We start from the raw sequence: 16,170 nt of genomic DNA on the forward strand, positions 1-16,170 counted from the left end.
CCGTAGACCCTACACCCTGCACCCTAAACCCATTCGCCTATTCCCCTAAACCTACTGCGGCAAATACTTTTTCAGCAGCAGGCTAAGTTTGTCGAGCGTGGCGGCGGGAGCCTTATCGAAGGGGGTAATGATGGCGTACTTCAGCGCCGAGTGGGCCTCCGACTCGGGCGGATTGGCGGCAACACGGTTCACCACTTCGCGAATTACCCGCTGGGCGTTGACGGCGTTCTTTTGCAGATTACCAATTACCATTTCGACGGTAACGCTGTCGTGGTCAGGGTGCCAGCAGTCGTAGTCGGTGACCAGGGCCAGGGTGGCGTAGGCGATTTCGGCCTCGCGGGCTAGCTTAGCCTCGGGCAGATTGGTCATGCCGATGATGGTCGCGCCCCAGCTGCGGTACAGCTCTGACTCGGCCTTGGTGGAGAAGGCAGGCCCCTCCATGCAGACGTAGGTGCCGCCCCGGTGCAGATCAACATCGGGTAGCTCCAAGCTTTCTACGGCATCGGCGAGCACCTTTGCCAGGGCTGGGCAAACCGGATCGCCAAAGGTGATGTGGCCCACTAGCCCTTCACCAAAAAAGGTGTTGACTCGGTTGCGGGTGCGATCGATAAATTGGTCGGGCACCACCATATCCAGCGGCTTGGCGGCTTCTTTGAGCGAACCTACGGCGGAGGCGGAGATGAGGTATTCCACCCCAAGGGATTTCATCGCATAGATGTTGGCGCGAAAGGGTAGCTCGGTAGGCATGAGGGTGTGGCCGCGCCCGTGGCGGGCCAAAAACGCCACACGAGTGCCATCCAGTGTGCCCAGAATGATGGCGTCTGAGGGGCTGCCAAAGGGGGTGTCAACGCGAACTTCTTCGATGTCGGTGAGGGCTTCCATTTGGTAGAGGCCGCTGCCGCCGATGATGCCAATCTGTGCCTGTGCCGCCATGGTAGTTACTGTCTAGTGCTGGACTGCATTATCATACCCGGCTGTTGCAAGAGCCAGAGGCCAGTGCTGGTCATGCCTGAGTCGTCCGGGCGCACTAGCAGAAAGTGGAGGCCTTGACTTGCCTGTTTACGCTGCTCAAAGCGTTGCCCTGCGGCAGCCACATCGGGGTCGCTGAAGGTGGTGAAGACCCAGCGATCGCACAATCCTGCATCCAAAATCAGTCCATCTGGTTCCCCCCGCACATAGCTCAGCCAAGCGGGATTGTTAGCCTGAATCCACTGGGCCAGGGCCATCGCTTGTCGTCCGGCATCGACTACAATTCCAGGAATTGGCGTGGTGCTGGCTAAGCCCAAACCGGAGGGCATTAAGCTCGGCAGCAGGTGGCGCAGGGGAATAGGTTCGTAGGGCAGGGTTTGCTCAAAGTCGTAGGCGGATAGCGCTGTGAAACCCCAGCGATCGCCCCAAAGATTTTCGGGCAGGGGAACAGGGGGCGGTGACTCGATATGCAGTGGGTTGTAGGGAATGGGGACGGCATTGGGTTGGGTGGGATACCATTTGGCCCGCTGCTGAAGCCACTGGTGCAGGGTAGCGGTGTGGCGGGTCGGTTCGACCGCAATTCCCAGCGACTCACAGCTCACGGTTAGCAGCGACAGCGCCTGGGGCCGAAACACCTGAATTTTCTCGGGGGGGCTACCGGCTTTTTCTAACGCTATGCCTATTTGCTCGCTCACCCAGGCTTTGTTCACCGACGATTGAGCAGTCATGGCCCCGTAGCTGAAAACAAAATCGTCGCTGCACAGCAAAATTTCCCAAAGGGGTTCACCGCTGGGGCTGGTCAGGGGTGGGCGGTGGAGATCGGCTTGCCAGACAGTCATGGTGGGTATCTGGCCGCTACGGGCTCAGCGCAGGGGCTTACATTTTAAGGCGTGGGGCTGAAGTTAGGCAGCAGGGTTGAAACAACCAGCGGCAGTCTCAGCATAGGGGAGAAGGCTAACTTTACCTTACCTAAATTGGTTGAGTGACGCGTCGATGAATGGTTGAGCTGGCAGGGGTCTCGCGTTCAACTGGAACTGGAGGCTAGTAGGCTCAGTCTGTAGAAACCATTGACTCGCACCCTTCCCTGGGTAGATGGCTTGGGGTTAAAAAATGGTGCTATATGATTGAGCCGTGGCGAGAGTGGGGAATGCAGGGTGAATCAAGTCTTACGCGTCAACCGGGCTACGGCGCTGGTGCTGAGGCCGGAGCCGCCGGGGCAGTTGGCTGCTAATGAGCAGGTAGCGATCGCCGCTGGGAGCGTCTATCCGCTGCAATCTTACGCCTATGCCGACGTTGACGGCGGGTTTAACGGCCACATTAAAGTGGCCTTTCGCGACAGCGCCCCCGGTGGGTTTAATACCTGGTTTGTGCCCAGTCGTGATACCCAGGTAGAGTCGGATGGCGTCGTGGTTTACCCCCACGAAGACCAGGAGGGCATGCCCGTGCTGTGGATTAATACCAGTACCCTGCTGAAGCGCCGTCCCCTCGACTCGGCTCTGCTCAACCCCAGCGAAACCGTTGCCGTGTCTCGGGGGCAATCCTACAACCTGCACTCCTACGCCTTTGCCGATAGCCAAGGCAACTTTAACAACCACATTAAAATTGCCATTCGCAACCCCGAGGACTTTGTCAATGGGCTGAGCACCTGGTTTGTGTATACTCCGCAAGCCTTTGTCACCCTCGACAACGATGTGGTGTTTCCGCGCCCAGACCCCAATGCCTTTGTCCTGCGCGTGACTGCTAACACTCTGTTTAAGCGTCGCCCGGTCGACAATAGCCAACTGGCCCCTAACGAGCGGGCCACTGCCTCACCGGGCACAGCAATCGTGCTCAGCAGCTACGCCTTTGCCGATGCTCAGGGGTCATTTAACGGCCACATTCGCTTTGCGATCAAGTACGTCAAAGATGACATCAACGGGTTGAATACCTGGTATGTGTTCCAGGGCCATGCGCGGGTCGAGCGGGCTGGAGTGGTCGTGTATCCACCTCCGACGGCACCACCGCCGCCCCAGTACGTGGGCCGTCCCTTTCGCCTACCGGGCAATACGTCAACGTTCTACACCGACCAGCCAATTATTCCCGGCGGTAGCTTTACCTGGGGAGAAGCCACACGAGACGCCACGCGCATTCCTGAAACCCAGGCGATCGTTGACAACATTATTGGTTTAGCTCGGGCACTCGAGACAGCGCGCGATCGCCTCAACCGCCCCTTTCAGATCACCTCCTGGTATCGTCCCCCAGCAGTCAACGCAGCGGTGGGTGGGGCCACTCGAAGTCAGCATCTCTTCGGCCGCGCCGCCGATATTCAGGTACAGGGGCTTAGCGGTCGCCAGGTAGCCAACGCGCTGATGCTGAGCTGGCCTGGAGGCATGGGCATCTACGGCAATATCCCCAACATCATTCACCTCGACACTGGCCCTAAGCGCACCTGGGGATTTTAGAGCTAGTGCTTAACTGAGAATACAACGTGCCATACCGAGCTCCCGAGGGAGCCACATCTGCAGTCCACATTGCCCAGAGCTACGGCTGAAATGGACGGGTACCTGCAACGGATTGCGATCGCTGGTTATGATAAAAGCGATTAAATTGATGTTCGCTAGATTGCTATGCCTCAGCCCAAACATACCCAGGCCCACCTGTCGCGCACGGTGCCCAAAGACCAGTCTGAATTCTTCAAAAAGCGCACCCGTGATTCGATGGAGTACTACATGGGTGCGAAGCTGCTAGAGGTGGGGGTGAACCCAAAAAATACTGTCTACCGCTGGACTTCGGAGATTAAGGGCAGCCAAGAAGTGATTACTGTAAGCGCCTACTGGGGCGATTCGCGCGAAAAGCTTGAGGCGTCAGAATAACGGTTTTTTGCGGAGCATGTTAAGCCTGCTGAAGCCTCACCATAAAGAACCCATCCATGTTTTGGCGATGGGGCCAGACGCGCACCCAGCCAGCGGAGGCAACCTCTAGTCCGTCCCCAAAGCCGGGTGTTGGCGGCTGCACCTGCCAGATAGGATGGGTGCGGCAAAATGATTCAATCACCGCTTCATTTTCGGTAGGGTGCAGCGTGCAGGTGGCATAGACCAGAGTGCCGCCGGGTTTGACGCAGCGAGCCGCTTCGGATAGCAGAGCGCTTTGCAGCTCGGTTAGCGTCGCTATGCTGTCTGGATTTTGTCGCCAGCGGGCATCGGCGTGGCGGTGCAGGGTGCCTAGCCCTGAGCAGGGGGCATCGACCAAGACTCGGTCGGCCTGACCGTGAAACTGGGCTAAGTCGGTGCTGTCGCCCGCGTGGGTATGCAAGTTGGTAAGGCCCAAACGGGTGGCGTTGGCGGTAATCTTTTTGAGGCGAGAGGGGGCGCGATCGCAGGCCCACACCTTGCCACCTTCCCCCACTATCTCTGCCATCTGGGTCGCCTTACCCCCCGGTGCTGCACACACATCCAGTACCGTCTCTCCGGGTTGCGGATCGAGCAGTAGCCCCACTAGCTGGGCACTGGCATCCTGCACGCTCCACCAGCCAGCTTCATAGCCGGGCAGGTTGGTGAGGGCTCCCTGGTGGTTCACCAGGCGCAGCCCCCAGGGAACACCGGAGATAGGTTCTACTGCAATATCTGCGGCGGCAAAGGCAGTTTTCACCGCTTCGACCGTGGCCTGCTGACGGTTGACCCGCAGGTCGATGGAGGGTACCTGGTTAAACCACTGGCAGAGCTGATCGGTTTCTTCCGCGCCAAGTTGGTCGAGCCATAGAGCGATGAGCCAGTCAGGGTAGCTGTGACGAATGCCCAGGGCGATCGCCGTGTCGTCGGGCAGGGCAAGGGGATCGGTACCGCCTTCCGACTGACGCAGGTACTGGCGCAGCAGGCCATTTACTACCCCAGAAAGCTTACCTAACCCATTCGCCTTGGCTAGATCAACGCTGGTATTCACCGCCGCCGAGTCGGGCACGGCGGTGAGGTAGCGCAATTGATAAAGCCCCAGATGCAGCACAAGGCGCAGCACCGGGGGCTGTTTATCCGCTGGGCGACTGCCCAGCTGATCGATGAGAGCGTCTAGAGTGCGCTGGCGGCGAACGATGCCATAGACCAGCTCAGTGGCAAAGGCGCGTTCGGCGGAGCGCTCCCCAGAGGAATCGCTTTCGCTCAACTTGGCCTGACCCAATGTGCGGTGTAGGGCTACATCGGCGTAGGCCCCGGCTTGCACTTGAAGCAGCACATTCAGAGCTAGTTGCCGTGCCCCAGAAGGTGCAGCAGCCCGAGTAGTCACGATTTTGGCCAAGCTAAGATTTTGCGCGCCGTTTGGAGGTCTGCCGATCGCGCTTGGCGGTCTGCTCGTCGTTTTTGCGGCGGCGGCGATCGCGCCAGTCGGCGGCGGTTAGATAGGCCACGCCGCCGGTCACGACGACCATTAGCACCAGGGCAATGGTGGCCAAAATGCTAAAAGCTTGAGCTTGTACAGTTGCTTCCATAGCTATAGACGCTGGGTTTAGAAACCGTTGCGACCCCAGACCACCATCGACAAAGAAAAGGTAAAGACGACCAGTAGTGAAACCCAGCCGAACGACAGAATGTCCATAGGTGCTTTCTTAAGACTCAAAACAACACAGCTACTTTTATCATAATGCCACGGCGTTTCCTCGCTTAAACATCTTGCTGCTCTAGGGAGCCAAGATTTCTGCTGGAAACCCTTTTATAGCCCCATCAAACAGCACAGCTTGTAAACGGCTCTAGCGCCCACATTGCCGTCCCACTCGCCGTCGCCTACTTCACAGAGGTCAAAGCCAACAATCTGCCGCCCGCTGCGCACCACTTGGCGCAGCAGACAAAATACCTCTTCCAGCTCTAGCCCGCCGGGGACGGGGGTGCCGGTGCTGGGGCAGAGCTTGGGGTCGAGGCCATCGGCGTCGAAGCTGACGTAGACTTTCTCAGGCAGGGCCGCCACGATCGCCTCGCACTGCTGCATCCAGGGAATACCCCGATAGGTATTTTCCTTCACCACCGAGTCGTAGTGGGTGACAACGCGCCCCTCAGACTGTTTGATCAGCGCCACCTCGTCGTGGCACAGGTCGCGAATACCCACCTGCACCAGCTTGCTCACCTGGGGCAGCTTCAGCAGGTTGTACATAATTGACGCGTGGGAGTAGCGAAAGCCTTGGTAGCCGTGGCGCAGGTCGGCGTGGGCGTCGATATGCAGCACGCCAAAGTCAGGGTGGCGCTCGGCCAGAGCCTGTAGGTAACCCAGGGGCACGCTGTGGTCGCCACCAATCACTCCTACCCGCTTGCCCTGGTCGAGAGCGGCGGCGGTCTGGGCGTAAAGCCAGCCGGTCATCTGTTCGCAGGCGTAGTTGACGTTGTCGAGATCGGTTTGCAGCAGGGGCTGGGTCGCGATCGCCACGCCCTCCTCCGTTGCTTGAATGACGCGATTCGCCGCTTCTCGCACCTGCTGATTGAGCTCATACAAATGCTGGGGAATCGGCGGCATATAAATTCCCTGGCGCCAGCCCTCAGGATTGTCGCGATCGTATAGATCGAGTTGGGGAGAAGCTTCTAGCACCCGCTGGGGCCCCTGGGCGGTGCCCTGGTGGTACGACACCGTCGCTTCCCAGGGCACGCCGAAGATGATAATGCCCGCTGTGTCGTAGTCGCAGGGCAGGCCGTAGAGGTTGCCGTTGTCGAGGCCGACACCACTGGGGTCGAAGGTTTGCAAATTGGCAGTTGAGGTAGTCATCGCAACGTGATCTTCTCACTTTTCGGGAGGGATATGTACCTTTAATTCTTCAATTAAGGGAGGAATTTCTGATTGAACTACTTCCCAAACAATATCGAGGTTAATATCATCGTAACTATGAACTAAGCGATTTCGCATACCGTTGATTTCTTGCCAAGAAATATTGGGCAAGTTTTGTCGAGTTGTCTCTGAGACACGTCTTGCCGCTTCAGCAATTACTAAAATCTTGCGAATGACCGCATCTTAGAGTTGAATATCCGCCACAAAATCGGTCTTTGAATATTGACCGATGTAAGCCGCTATCAGCTCCGCTGACTGAAGCATGTCAAGCAGGAATTGAAGATCCCGTTGCATAAATTACTTGGGTGGAGGAGATAATGGCTTGGCGCCGTAGGTAATTGCGACTAGTTTCTATCCCTTGACGCGTAATCAGATCAACTCTTCTAGAGAATAGAACCGTCAGTTCTGCTTCCATCTGGTCGAGGGTGCGAAAGGTTGGATGAGCCGCTGGGCGAAATTGCACCATCACATCGACATTGCTGCCACCATGAAAGTCATCGCGGAGAACAGAGCCAAACAAGGAAAACTCACTAACTTGCCAGCGATCGCAAAATTCAGCAATTTGTTCTATTGGTACTTCGATCTGAGCAACAGCCACGCTAGCTTGACCTGAGAACGGCAACCTACACTGCTCCGTAGAAGGGAGATAGGAGATTAGCAAAGAATGCTTCTCCTAATCTCCTAGTTTATTGCGTTAAGCCTTCAGCATGTTCTGCACGAAGGTGGGTAGTGCAAAAGCAGCTTGGTGCATGCCCACGTTGTAGTATTGCAGGCTGTGCTCGGCGGCAAAGGCTTCAGACTTCGCTGCATCCATGCCCTGGATGGGGTGAGCCGCGCCCTTGGTCGCGTAGTTAAAGCTCCACATGCCCGTTGGGTAGGTGGGAATAAACGCCAAATAGCAATACACGTTATCGTAGCCAAAAATGCCCTTCAAACAGTGGTGAATGTCCACAAAGGCATGCTGGTTAAACCGAGGTGACTCACTTTGAGCCGTGATCGCCCCACCAGGCTTAAGAATACGATGCACTTGCTGATAAAACGCCGTGCTAAACAGCCCCTCCGAAGGCCCCACCGGGTCGGAGGAATCGATCACAATGAGGTCGTAGCTGGCATCGGGGGCGTTGGCCACAAAGGCAATGCCGTCTTCGATGCGCAGGTCGAGCTTAGAGTCTTCTAGCGCCCCCGACAGCGAGGGCAAAAATTCCTTCGAGGCCCGCACTACCGCTTCATCAATTTCGACCATGGTGACCTTTTCTACCTGGGGATGACGCAAAATTTCGCGCACGCTGCCGCCATCGCCGCCGCCGATCACCAGCACATCCTTGAAGGTGGGATTTAGCAGCATGGGCACGTGGATGATCATCTCGTGATAAGCGTTTTCATCCTTTTCGCTGCACATCACCATGTTGTCGATGGTGAGCATTTTGCCGTAGGCAAAGGTGTCGAAAATCTCGACGGTTTGGTAGGGCGATTTTTCGCGGAAAATGCGATCGCCCTTGTGGCGAATCGACAGCGCAATATCGTCGTTCTTGTCGGTAAACCAGACGCTGCGGCTCTGTTTTGGGGTCACCAGCTTGTTGGTGATCTCGTCGCGCAGCTCACCCAGGTCAACGTCGATGCGCTCCAGCAGTTCGAGCTGGCCGCGGTTCATCTCTAGAGCCGAGCCGTAGTCGGCCTTGAAAGCGACCTTGAGCTTGTCGAAGGAGATCCAGGGGTTGACGGTGTCGCCGCAGGTAAACAGATCGACCGCCGCATAGCGGTACTCAGGCCAGGTGTGGATGGCCAAGTGACTTTCTTGAATCACCACTACCCCTGACACCCCAAAGGGCGAAAAATGGTGAAACACTGAGCTAATTACCGTGGCTCCGGCGTCGGCAGCAGCCCCCACCATGCTGCTCTCAATCAACGGTACGTCGTTGAGAATGTCTGACGAGCAGCCAAAGAACTCAACCAAAATATGTCGTCCGAGCGAATTCATGCGCCCTTTCCCCCTTAGAGTTGGCCCAAAACAAAGATCGACTACTGTATCACTGTTTCAGAGTCTATTTCCCCAGGGCAGTGCGAGGCGCTGCCTTAGGGATCTTGTAATGGTGTAGACCCCCAAGGGCGTTTTTGCCTGTCGGGCAGATCACAAGTTGTTGGGGAGCAATCGCGCTCCAAAAGATAAGGCCTACCGTCTCAAGGCCTTCCTTCGCGCCACCCGTACTCTCAGCCCTGTAGACTGCAAAGAATTGTGGGGACTGACTCTAACCCCGGCCCAACCAAGAGGCTAGGCCACCTATTCCCCTACACCTCCTGCTGCAACTCATCCAGCGTTGCCAGCACCTCTTGGCTGTGAATCACTGGCTGCACCCCTAAAAAGCGAGCCCGCATCGTGCCGTCGGGGCCAATGATGTAGGTGTGCCGCAGCGACATTGCTCCTAGCCATGAGCCGTAGGCTTTACTCACCGTTCCTTTTGGGTCAGACAGCAGCGGAAACTCTAACCCCTCCGAATCGCAAAACTCGGCGTGGGACTCAACACTATCGGCACTAACGCCAATCACCTGAGCATTGCGGGCTTTGTATTCAGCAATGTCGCGCTCAAAGCGCTGGGCCTCAATGGTGCAACCCGAAGTAAAGTCACGGGGGTAAAAATACAGCACTACCCACTGGTCGCGAAAGTCAGCCAACGACATTTCCCCATCGCCAGCATTGGTTGGCAGGGTAAATTCTGGAGCGGGCTCCCCCAGGGATATCTGGGTACCCCCCAGGGCTAAAGCCGGGGCGGGAGATATTACCCAGCTCAGCCAGGCCAGACAAAGACACAACACGGCCTGAAGTAAGCGACGGCGATTCATAAAAATCCAGTCCTGGGGAATAGAAAATTAATGGAAAAAACGGGACCAATCAAGCTCCAAATCATCCGATCGCTAGAGATTTCCGAAAGCTTTTTAACCAAAGTTTACAATATTGCTGTCTTCATCCTATGCCAGCTACCGCTCCCTTCAAGGAACTTTTACGATGCCTCTAACTACTGACCTACAAACCATTACCCTCGGTCCCAATGGCCCCACTGTACCGGCATTGGGGGTAGGTACCTGGGCCTGGGGCGACTCCCTGTTTTGGGATTACGGTAAAGCCTATAGCGACAGCGACCTGCACGCCGCCTTTGAGGCTTGTCTCGACGCTGGCCTGACTCTGTTTGACACTGCTGAAATCTACGGTTTTGGCAAGTCAGAGCGGTTGCTGGGTCAGTTTATGCAGCAGCGTCCTCAGCAGGCTGTGATTGCTACCAAGTACTTCCCGCTGCCCTGGCGATTTTCTCAGCAGTCGGTGGTAGATGCGCTGGCCGCCAGCCTCGATCGCCTTCAGGTGCCCTCGGTAGCGCTCTACCAAGTGCACTCACCGCTGAGCTTTTTGCTTAGCCAAAAAGACCTCATGCAAGCCCTAGCAGCAGAGGTGAAGCAGGGCCGCATTGGTGCCGTCGGAGTGAGCAACTACCCGGCCAGTCAGATGCGCCAGGCCCACGGTTATTTAGCTGAATGGGGCATTCCCCTCGCCGTTAACCAGGTGCAGTACTCGCTGCTCAACCGCAAAATTGAAACCAATGGCGTGATGGAAGCGGCACGGGAACTGGGCATCACTATTCTGGCCTACAGCCCCCTGGCCCAAGGGTTACTCACCGGCAAATACACTCCTGAAACTGACCTCAAACCCGCTGGTGCCAGACGTATCAGTCCTAGCTTTAGCCAGGAGAGCCTAACCAAACTCAAGCCTGTTATTCAGGCACTTCAAACAATCGGCGAAAAGCATGAACGTACCCCTGCCCAAGTGGCCCTCAACTGGCTAGTGGCCCAGGGCAATGTGCTGCCCATCCCAGGCGCTAAAAATGTTCACCAGGCCGCTCAAAACGCTGGGGCATTGGGTTGGCAACTGGCTGTAGATGAAGTCGACCAGCTGGCTCAGCTGACTCAGAACAAGCGCTAGGTCCAAAGGAGGCTAGGCTGCGATTGGGCCAGTGGCCCCAGGGGTATCGCTAGGCCTGACGGGGGGGATAGGCTGCGATCGCGACCTATCCTCTACCACTTCAAAGCCAAAGAATCCTTCTAACGGAAGATGTTCAATCAGAAATAAATGGTTTTCTTAAGAATATTTTTTATCTTGATTTGCGCTTTATTTTGTGTCAGTAAATTCACCCAAAAAATAAAAAACTATTGTTTTATTGCCCAGGTGTATCGCGAGATACAAATAGTCACATAACGCAAGGATTGTGTTGACGGTTTTCATTTTTCCCTTCTACAATTTAGAAGTCGAACAAGTCAGCCTAATCTAGTCGCCTCCAGGGGGCTAGAGCGGGGGAACCAGTAAAGGGGCGTGTTTCCGAGTTCTCAAACCCCCATGAAGGGTAATCGGAAAAGGGTATCTCTCAACCCTAGCCCGTCAGCTAACCTCGTCGGCGTTGAGGGAGACTGAACTATCACCATTTACGCTAATGCGTTGATTGTTTCAGTGTCCTAAGTCGTGTTAACACGGCTTGTTCGCTGTTCATGACTAGGCTCCAGGAGGGTCTCATGCAGCTCAAATCGCGCACCACTGCCCCATCAAGGCAGCCATTTCTGAATGCACCTCAGGTCTCTCCCGAGGCGGCAATCAAGCCCATGATTATGCGTTTAGAGGCGGCCCTAGGTCGTCGCGATCTCGCAAAGAATATTGTTTTATTACTGCGGCCGAAACCGCCTGTTACAGGCCCCAATACAGACGAGCAAACGATCAATTTTGTGGTCGGATACAGTGGCTCAGCCCATAGCCAGGCAGCCCTCGATCTGGCCCTATGCGTAGCTCATCAAACCCGTTTGGCTAAGCCTAACCCTGTGCTAGTGCATGTCGTCTATGTTGTCGATAAAACTCGCCCTAAAACCATTGCCAATGCCGATCGCATTCTGTGGCAGGCTCGCTGCTTGGCCAGTGAATGGCGCGGCTCACTCAACGCCCACCTGCGGGTAGGTCAGGTTGCGACCGAGCTTAGCCAGGTAGCCAAGGAGATCGGGGCTGAAGTGCTACTGGTGGGTTGTCACAACACCAAGCACCGCTTGGTGCAGCAGCTAGATTCTCAGACCCCGTGCTCTGTACTGGGGCTACCCAAGTAAATTGAGCACCTCGTCGACGTAGATCAGCACTAGGCATTGGACCTTCAACCGTGGAGCCGTCCTATTTGGTTAGGGTTCGCTATGCCCCTAAAAACCTATGTTGCTGATCTAGGTGTCATAGCCACGATTTGTTCTTGGGTGATGGTGGGGCGATCGTGTCTACCCCCACTTGAGCAGCTCCATTAGACGTTCTAAGCAACTTCGCCACCTATATTCTTGAGGAAGAAACTGTGAGCTATCAAAAGATTCTGGTGGCCCTCGATCGCACTGCCGCCTCCGATCGCGTTTTTGACTATGCCCTGGGGTTAGCCCAGTCTTCCCAAGGGCAGCTACAACTGGTTCACAGCCTCAATATCAGCTCCCACGACAACCTGGGGAAGCTGATTGATGCTGGAGTAGGCCTGCAAAGCCCTACTAATATGCAGCACGAAGAGGAGGCTGCCCGGCTACAGCGAGCTCAAGAGACTAAACAATGGCTAGAACAGTTGCGCGCTGAGGCTCTAAAACGAGATGTCTCAGCAGATTTTATTTGTGAAATGTCCGAGCCTGGCTCGTTTATCTGTCAGCTCGCTAAAACCTGGGGCGCCGACGTAATTGTGATGGGCAGCAGCGGCAAAAAGGGCTTGAAAAAACTCGTAATGGGCAGCACGAGTGACTATGTGTCAAAGCATGCTTCTTGTCCAACCCTATTGGTGCCCAACGATAGCAGTCAAGAGGTTGAACTTTTCTCTAAAGCCTCTGAACCTGCCTGAGCCGGAGTTTTTTAGCTGCCAATACAACACCTCCAAACAATTAGTATTGGGGAAATAAGACGGATACCTAAATTGGTATAGGTGTTGGGAAGTTGAAACTTTGTAGCTAATAAAAGCTTCAGCTCAAGTTAAGGCTACTTGCCCTACGCGGATCTGCTGGACGGACGTGCTGTTGTTTAAAGCTGGAGATTTACAGCACTAGGGGGTTGCCCCGGTTAGTAAACGTCACAGCCTCAATTCGCCAATCGGGCTGATTGATCAGGGTTTCTCGTAGGCTGCCCAGCAGGGCCTTTTGCTCACATACCGACAGCGATTGCAGCACTCGGCGCGAGTCGCGGGCCACTCGCAGGTCGATGGTAACGGTGTTGGTTTCTGGGTTAAAGCTGGTGCGGTAGCCCGAGAGGGTCAGCTCTGGAGTTACCTGCTCGGCCATGATTAGGGCAACGGTGTTCTCCATGCTCTGCTGGCGGGGTACCTGAATGGGCTCAGTTTGGTAGCCTTCGCAGCGATCGTCGAGGGTGTAGAGGTCCACGGCGACTGGGTCGGCAGGCACGACTAGCCGTCGGGCCTTGGCCTGCATCAGGCGATTGGCAGCGACAAGCTCATTGGTGGGGTCAGGCAAGGTTACCATGGGGCCTGAGCTTTCCTTGCCCAGTGGTTCGCTGGGGCTAGGGCTGGCAGTCGATTGGGTAGGGGTTGACGCGGCTATTCCTGACTCGGCCTCATTCTCCACGCACCCCCCCAGCAGAGCCAGCAGCGCTAGAGAAATCATCCCGAAGATCATCCTTGAGGCCCCGGGCCGGGTATGGTGGGGACGGTATTGAACGGGGTTGGGACAACGGACCATGGCAAGTGCTTCCTGGAATCGACGACACGTGCTGTCGCTGGCTGATTTTACGGCGGCGGAGTTTGAAACGGTGATGGAAACGGCGGTGAGCTTTTGGCAGGTGCTGTCGCGTCGCACCCGTAAGGTGCCCGCCCTGCAGGGGTTGGTGGTTACCAACATGTTTTTTGAACCCTCCACTCGCACCCGCAGCAGCTTTGAGCTAGCCGCCAAGCGCCTGTCGGCAGATGTGCTCAACTTTGCCCCCGGTACCTCGTCGCTCACCAAGGGTGAAACCATTCTAGATACCGCCAAGACCTACCTGGCTATGGGCACCAACTTAATGGTGATTCGTCACCAGGAGGCGGGGGTGCCAGGGGCGATCGCCGCCGAAATGGACCGGCTAAACACTGGTGTCGGCGTGCTCAACGGCGGCGACGGGCTCCACGCCCATCCCTCCCAGGCCCTGCTCGATCTATTCACACTGGGTCTGACCCTTGATCCGGAACAACCCACAGCATCGCTGCTGGCAGGCAAGAAAATTGCCTTGGTCGGCGATATTCTCCACTCCCGTGTCGCCCGTTCCAACCTGTGGTGCTTGACGGCCTGCGGCGCTGAGGTCCACTTGGCGGCCCCACCCACCCTGCTGCCCCCCGGTTTCGCCGACGCCTTTATTACCCAATCGCCCATTGATATTCCCCGCGCCATCGTGCAGCACAGCACCCTGGCCCCAGCCCTAGAAGGGGCCGACTTTGTCATGACCCTGCGCCTGCAAAAGGAGCGCATGGCCCAGCACCTGCTGCCCAGCCTGCGGGAATATCATCAAGGGTTTGGGGTAACGCGCGATCGCATCCAAGCCTGCCAACCTACCGTCAAAGTGCTGCACCCCGGCCCCGTCAACCGCGGCGTTGAAATCAGCTCTGACTTGATGGATGACCCCGCCCTAAGCCTAATTAGCGACCAGGTAACCAGCGGCGTCGCCGTGCGCATGGCGCTGCTGTACCTGATGGGAGTGGGGAAGAAAGGGAGTGAGGAGTGAGGGAGTAGAGAGTAGTTTTGCGTTAAGACATTTAATTCAAAACCCCATCACCCCGTAACCCCATCACTCCATCATCCCCTACGCCCCAAACCCCGGTTCCCCTGTTTCTCGCGCAAAATATCGGCCCATCATGCCATAGCCGATTAGTCCAGCCCATTCTCGCAGTACCAAAAATTGGCGTTTGCGATTGTCTAGACTTCGTGGGATGGGGCTGGGGTGGGGCGTGACCTCGAACCCCAAACTGCGGAATGTGAGGAGCGATCGCGCCATGTGGGGCGGGTCGGTGACTAAAATCAGCCGTCGAATTCCCCGAGGTTGCAGCAGTGCCGCTGTAAATAGGGCGTTTTCGTTAGTGGTGGCCGAGCAGGGTTCGCCGTCGATCGCCTCTGCTGGCAGCCCGGTGGCCTTTAGCATTTGGCCAATTTCTTTGGCATCGCTGCGCCCGCTGGCAAAGACGAGGGGGGCTCGCTGCTGCTGCCACAACTCGGCGGCCACCTGCACCCGGCTGGGTCGAAAGTCTCCCCCGCGGCCTAGTACCACAATGGCATCGGCAGGCTGGCCGCCATCGCGAGGAATCAGCAGCGCCAGTCCTTTTCCACCCATTTGGATCCTTAGGGGAGATAGGCCCAGACTGTAGAGCAGCACCAGCAGCACTCCAGCCAAACTAATCCGGCGCTTCCACCGGCGGGGGCGCACAATCCAGGGCGCAGCAATCATCACGGCCAGTACCGGCAGGATGGAGGTTGGCTGTAGGAGCAGATTGAGCAGTCGCCAGAGCGATCGCGTCAGGTCGCCCGCCGCTGTAATTTGACAGGCTGATAGATCAACCACGGTATACCTCCGGCTTAGACTTTAGATGCAAGGATGCCCACCCTATAATGCAAGGCATTGGCCACGGGGGCTGTCGGCCCCAATACGGGATGCCCCCGCCCTGATCGGTTGCCTTGCTAAGGGATGGCTGCATGACGTAACCGCCAGTTACGATAGACGAATTTTTGTGAAGCCGGTGCCGCTTCTGTCGTTATTTATGAGTTCTTTATGTCGCTTGCTACGCCAAAATCTGTTGCAGCACCTGCTGACAGTCTGCGGGTGACTTTTGCCCCTCTATCCCTCAACGAGGTTTATGGCCTGGCCGATGACCCCGCCAACGGCGCCGTGGTGGTGATGAGCGGCATGGTGCGCAACAACAGCGAGGGCAAAACTGTAGTGGCGCTGGAGTACCAGTCCTACGAACCTATGGCTTTAGAGGTGTTTAAGCAGATCGCCGCCCAGATCCGCGACACCTGGGCGGAGGCCACCCGTGTTGTCATTCACCACCGCACCGGCAAGCTGTCTGTGGGCGACATCAGCGTGTTGGTGGCCGTGGGCTGCCCTCACCGGGCTGAGGCGTTTGCCGCCTGTCAGTATGCGATCGACACCCTCAAGCACAATGCCCCGATCTGGAAAAAAGAGCACTGGGAAGATGGCTCGACCAGCTGGGTGAGTATCGGTGCCTGTGAGGAGTAGAAGATCGTCGATACAGCGCCCATTGTGTTTCGGCCCAGACAGGCGTTTTGAAGCGGAATGTGTAGGTTGCTTTCCTTATCTGTGGCTCCTTCTGTTCCGGTGATACCATGATCGCCAAGCGCTTCTGTCAAAGGAGCGGGCCGGGAGCAGTGTCCGTCCTTGTTTGGGGAGAATGTATA

Annotated in this window: 19 protein-coding genes and 1 riboswitch; of the genes, 7 read left to right on the forward strand and 12 right to left on the reverse strand. The window is 56.5% G+C overall.

Annotated elements, in window-relative coordinates:
- Window positions 1-51: 51 nt before the first annotated feature.
- Window positions 52-933 carry an S-methyl-5'-thioadenosine phosphorylase gene (locus tag NC979_RS01455; protein ID WP_190523060.1) on the reverse strand — a complete coding sequence of 294 codons (882 nt, stop codon included), beginning with the start codon at window positions 931-933 and terminating at the stop codon, window positions 52-54.
- A 5-nt stretch (window positions 934-938) separates the two neighbouring features.
- Window positions 939-1,808: a Tab2/Atab2 family RNA-binding protein gene (locus NC979_RS01460; protein ID WP_190523062.1), complete on the reverse strand. Its 870-nt coding sequence runs from the start codon at window positions 1,806-1,808 to the stop codon at window positions 939-941.
- Between the two features lie 315 nt (window positions 1,809-2,123).
- Here NC979_RS01460 and NC979_RS01465 point away from each other — a divergent pair, with 315 nt between their 5' ends.
- On the forward strand, window positions 2,124-3,410 hold the full coding sequence (locus tag NC979_RS01465) for a D-Ala-D-Ala carboxypeptidase family metallohydrolase (protein ID WP_190523064.1): 1,287 nt from the start codon (window positions 2,124-2,126) through the stop codon (window positions 3,408-3,410).
- 165 nt (window positions 3,411-3,575) lie between these two features.
- Complete coding sequence (locus tag NC979_RS01470; RefSeq protein WP_190523066.1) at window positions 3,576-3,821, forward strand: hypothetical protein; 246 nt, start codon at window positions 3,576-3,578, stop codon at window positions 3,819-3,821.
- Window positions 3,822-3,840: 19 nt separating this feature from the next.
- Here the strand turns inward: NC979_RS01470 and NC979_RS01475 are convergent, their stop codons facing one another.
- The 8 genes from NC979_RS01475 to NC979_RS01510 all read right to left on the reverse strand — a co-directional run bounded on the left by NC979_RS01475 (window position 3,841) and on the right by NC979_RS01510 (window position 9,582).
- Complete coding sequence (locus NC979_RS01475) at window positions 3,841-5,223, reverse strand: 16S rRNA (cytosine(967)-C(5))-methyltransferase (RefSeq protein ID WP_190523068.1); 1,383 nt, start codon at window positions 5,221-5,223, stop codon at window positions 3,841-3,843.
- Between the two features lie 13 nt (window positions 5,224-5,236).
- Window positions 5,237-5,425 (reverse strand): hypothetical protein, encoded by a 189-nt coding sequence (locus tag NC979_RS01480; protein WP_190523070.1) that lies wholly within the window; start codon window positions 5,423-5,425, stop codon window positions 5,237-5,239.
- A 17-nt stretch (window positions 5,426-5,442) separates the two neighbouring features.
- Complete coding sequence (petN, locus tag NC979_RS01485; protein WP_190523072.1) at window positions 5,443-5,532, reverse strand: cytochrome b6-f complex subunit PetN; 90 nt, start codon at window positions 5,530-5,532, stop codon at window positions 5,443-5,445.
- A gap of 114 nt (window positions 5,533-5,646) precedes the next feature.
- Complete coding sequence (locus NC979_RS01490; protein ID WP_190523074.1) at window positions 5,647-6,684, reverse strand: agmatinase family protein; 1,038 nt, start codon at window positions 6,682-6,684, stop codon at window positions 5,647-5,649.
- A 15-nt stretch (window positions 6,685-6,699) separates the two neighbouring features.
- Window positions 6,700-6,918 (reverse strand): HepT-like ribonuclease domain-containing protein, encoded by a 219-nt coding sequence (locus NC979_RS25265; RefSeq protein WP_431191012.1) that lies wholly within the window; start codon window positions 6,916-6,918, stop codon window positions 6,700-6,702.
- Between the two features lie 91 nt (window positions 6,919-7,009).
- Window positions 7,010-7,342, reverse strand: coding sequence for a nucleotidyltransferase domain-containing protein (locus NC979_RS01500; RefSeq protein ID WP_190523076.1), 333 nt, complete (start codon window positions 7,340-7,342; stop codon window positions 7,010-7,012).
- 96 nt (window positions 7,343-7,438) lie between these two features.
- A complete protein-coding gene (gene speE / locus NC979_RS01505; RefSeq protein WP_190523079.1) occupies window positions 7,439-8,722 on the reverse strand; it encodes a polyamine aminopropyltransferase in 1,284 nt (427 codons plus the stop codon).
- 308 nt (window positions 8,723-9,030) lie between these two features.
- Window positions 9,031-9,582, reverse strand: coding sequence for a peroxiredoxin (locus NC979_RS01510; protein ID WP_190523082.1), 552 nt, complete (start codon window positions 9,580-9,582; stop codon window positions 9,031-9,033).
- Between the two features lie 163 nt (window positions 9,583-9,745).
- Here NC979_RS01510 and NC979_RS01515 point away from each other — a divergent pair, with 163 nt between their 5' ends.
- The 3 genes from NC979_RS01515 (at window position 9,746) to NC979_RS01525 (ending at window position 12,623) form a co-directional block, all read left to right on the forward strand.
- Entirely contained in the window at window positions 9,746-10,711 is a 966-nt protein-coding gene (locus NC979_RS01515; RefSeq protein WP_190523084.1) for an aldo/keto reductase, read from the forward strand.
- 324 nt (window positions 10,712-11,035) lie between these two features.
- A riboswitch (cyclic di-AMP (ydaO/yuaA leader) is annotated at window positions 11,036-11,197 on the forward strand.
- Window positions 11,198-11,295: 98 nt separating this feature from the next.
- A complete protein-coding gene (locus tag NC979_RS01520) occupies window positions 11,296-11,871 on the forward strand; it encodes a universal stress protein (RefSeq protein ID WP_242024172.1) in 576 nt (191 codons plus the stop codon).
- 230 nt (window positions 11,872-12,101) lie between these two features.
- Window positions 12,102-12,623, forward strand: a complete 522-nt coding sequence (locus NC979_RS01525; RefSeq protein WP_190523086.1) for a universal stress protein — start codon at window positions 12,102-12,104, stop codon at window positions 12,621-12,623.
- A 190-nt stretch (window positions 12,624-12,813) separates the two neighbouring features.
- Here NC979_RS01525 and NC979_RS01530 read toward each other — a convergent pair whose 3' ends face one another.
- Window positions 12,814-13,470, reverse strand: a complete 657-nt coding sequence (locus NC979_RS01530; RefSeq protein ID WP_348253518.1) for a hypothetical protein — start codon at window positions 13,468-13,470, stop codon at window positions 12,814-12,816.
- Here NC979_RS01530 and NC979_RS01535 point away from each other — a divergent pair.
- Window positions 13,469-14,485 carry an aspartate carbamoyltransferase catalytic subunit gene (locus NC979_RS01535; protein WP_190523090.1) on the forward strand — a complete coding sequence of 339 codons (1,017 nt, stop codon included), beginning with the start codon at window positions 13,469-13,471 and terminating at the stop codon, window positions 14,483-14,485. The genes NC979_RS01530 and NC979_RS01535 overlap by 2 nt on opposite strands.
- 78 nt (window positions 14,486-14,563) lie before the next feature.
- On the opposite strand, the gene NC979_RS01540 is transcribed toward NC979_RS01535, so the two are convergent.
- Entirely contained in the window at window positions 14,564-15,316 is a 753-nt protein-coding gene (locus NC979_RS01540) for an ElyC/SanA/YdcF family protein (protein WP_190523092.1), read from the reverse strand.
- A 207-nt stretch (window positions 15,317-15,523) separates the two neighbouring features.
- Between NC979_RS01540 and NC979_RS01545 the strand changes: the two genes are divergently transcribed.
- Entirely contained in the window at window positions 15,524-15,991 is a 468-nt protein-coding gene (locus NC979_RS01545) for a molybdenum cofactor biosynthesis protein MoaE (protein WP_190523093.1), read from the forward strand.
- Window positions 15,992-16,170 lie beyond the last annotated feature (179 nt).

It is taken from the genome of Leptolyngbya subtilissima AS-A7 (assembly GCF_039962255.1).
Lineage (GTDB): Bacteria > Cyanobacteriota > Cyanobacteriia > Phormidesmidales > Phormidesmidaceae > Nodosilinea.